General features: G+C 72.4%; 3 protein-coding genes. 2 read left to right on the forward strand and 1 reads right to left on the reverse strand.

Translation table 11 applies throughout. The features are described 5' to 3' along the window. Positions 1 to 210: hypothetical protein (locus ACOADB_RS12105; RefSeq protein ID WP_378598619.1), on the forward strand; the 210-nt coding region annotated here is incomplete at its 5' end. Between the two features lie 46 nt (positions 211 to 256). On the opposite strand, the gene ACOADB_RS12110 is transcribed toward ACOADB_RS12105, so the two are convergent. Next, complete coding sequence (locus ACOADB_RS12110; protein ID WP_378598622.1) at positions 257 to 1,393, reverse strand: acyl-CoA dehydrogenase family protein; 1,137 nt, start codon at positions 1,391 to 1,393, stop codon at positions 257 to 259. A gap of 107 nt (positions 1,394 to 1,500) precedes the next feature. On the opposite strand from ACOADB_RS12110, the gene ACOADB_RS12115 reads away from it, so the two are divergent. Beyond that, positions 1,501 to 2,147 (forward strand): winged helix-turn-helix transcriptional regulator (locus ACOADB_RS12115; protein ID WP_378598625.1); only part of this gene is annotated, 647 nt, incomplete at its 3' end.

Raw genomic sequence — 2,147 nt, forward strand, 5'->3', positions numbered from 1 at the left:
GCCCTGGCCAAGGCACTCGCCGACGAGCTCGGCCTCGACGAGGCCAAGGTGGCCGACGCGCTGGACACCCTGCGCGATGCCCAGAAGGCCGAGCGTCGTACGGACCTGTCGGAACGACTCGACACGGCCGTCAAGGACGGCGACCTGACCGACGCCGACAAGGCGTCGGTCCTCAAGGCGTACGACGCCGGGGTGCTCGGCGGGCGCTGATCAGCACCCGCCGGGCACTGGCCGCCGGGCACTGGCCGCCGGTCGCCTACAACCCCACCGCGTGGCGACCGGCGGCCACCAGGGTGTCCTCCGGCGTGAGGGGGTGGAACTTCGCGGCCCGGATGTCGCGGTAGCTGCGCTCGATCACGGAGCCCTTGAAGAACGCACTGCCGCCGGCGACCTCCATCGCGAGGTCGCAGACCTCGATGCCGGCCCGGGCGACCTCGGCCTTGGCGGCCATCACCGCCAGGAAGGTGTCGTACGACGGCGCGGGGTCGTCGCCCACCAGGGCCAGTGCGCCGTCGAGGGCCCAGCTCGCCACCTGGAGCTTCGTGCGCATCAGGCCGACCTGGCGCTGCACGAGCACGTCGTCCCTGCGCCGGGCCGCGGCCGTGACGGCGGCTTCGTAGGCGGCTTCGGCGACACCGAGGTAGGCACCGGAGACGATCGGGAACGCGACGCTCGCGATCACCTGGAGCGGCGGGTCGACGACGCCCCAGGGGCGGTTGGCGAGCACCTTCTCCTCGGGCACGAACACGTCGGCGAGGTCGACGTCGTTGCTCGCCGTCCCTCGCATGCCAAGGGTGTTCCAGTTGTCGGCGACGGTGACGCCCTCGGCGGTGACGGGGACGGCCATGTTGAGGACGCGCCGGCCCTGCTCGGGGTCGTCGAAGCCGAACATCGTGGACAGCACGTCGCCGTGGCCGGACTGGCTGGCGAAGCGCTTGCGGCCGGTGACGCGGTAGCCGCCGTCGACCTTCACCGCCTCGCCCTGCGGGTGGGTGAAGTCGCCGCCGCCGGTGGACACCAGGAGGATGCCCTCCTCGGCGACCCGGCGCAGGGTCGCCTCGGCGCCCGGCAGCCCGCGGCGGTAGCGCCAGGCCGTGAACGCGACGACGTGCTGGTGCATGGAGCTGGCCAGCGCGGTGGAGCCACAGTGGTGGCCGAGCTCGCGCTGCATCGCGGTCAGCTCGGCGATGGTGGCGCCGTCGCCCCCGAGCTCGACGGGGACGGCGGCCCGGAGCAGGCCGGCGCCCCGCAGGGCGTCGTACGCCTCGGAGACGAAGGTGCCCTCGACGTCGTGGCGGGAGGCGTGGGCGGCGAGCTCGGGGCCGAGGGCGGCGGCGCGGGCAAGGGGCGTGGCAACGCTCATGGCGTCGCTCTTGAGTTCGGTGATGGTCATGTCATCAATGTCCGACGATCCGGATCCGGCATCCAGTCCACAAAAGTGACCCGGGTGGTCCAAATTCAGGACTTCCACCCGGGCAGCCGCGGGACCACCATGAGCCCATGCCCGACTACGGCAACTTCTGCCCCGTGTCCATGGCCGCCGAGGTCGTCGCGGACCGCTGGACGCCGCTGATCATCCGCGAGCTCGTGCTCGGCAACACGCGGTTCAACGACATCGCCCGCGCGATGCCGGGGATCTCGCGGTCCCTGCTCGTGCAGCGACTGCGGCACCTCGAGAAGCGAGGGGTGCTGGACACGTGGCCCTCCCCCACGGGGCGCGGCAGCGAGTACCACCTGACGCCGGCCGGCCGGGACCTCGAGCGGGTGATCGACAGCCTCGGCCGGTGGGCGATCGAGTGGCTCTTCGACGAGCTGCGCCCGCACGACGTGTCGCCGACGACCCTGATGTGGTGGATGCACCGGCGGGTCGACCACGGTCGACTGCCGCCCGGGCGGACCGTCGTGGAGTTCCGGCACACCGCACCCGACCCGGTGTCGATCTGGCTGGTCATGGAGCACGCCGAGGTCTCGGTCTGCCTGCAGCACCCGGGCTTCGAGGTCGACGTCGAGGTCACCGCGGCCACGCCGGCCCTCGCCGACGTGTTCCAGGGCTACTGCAGCTGGTCCGAGGCGGTGGACGCCGGGCGGATCGAGGTAGCCGGCCCGCCACGGCTGGTCAGGGCACTGCCGCGGTGGTTCCTGTGGAG

It is taken from the genome of Nocardioides sp. CPCC 206348 (assembly GCF_048654705.1).
GTDB lineage: Bacteria > Actinomycetota > Actinomycetes > Propionibacteriales > Nocardioidaceae > Nocardioides.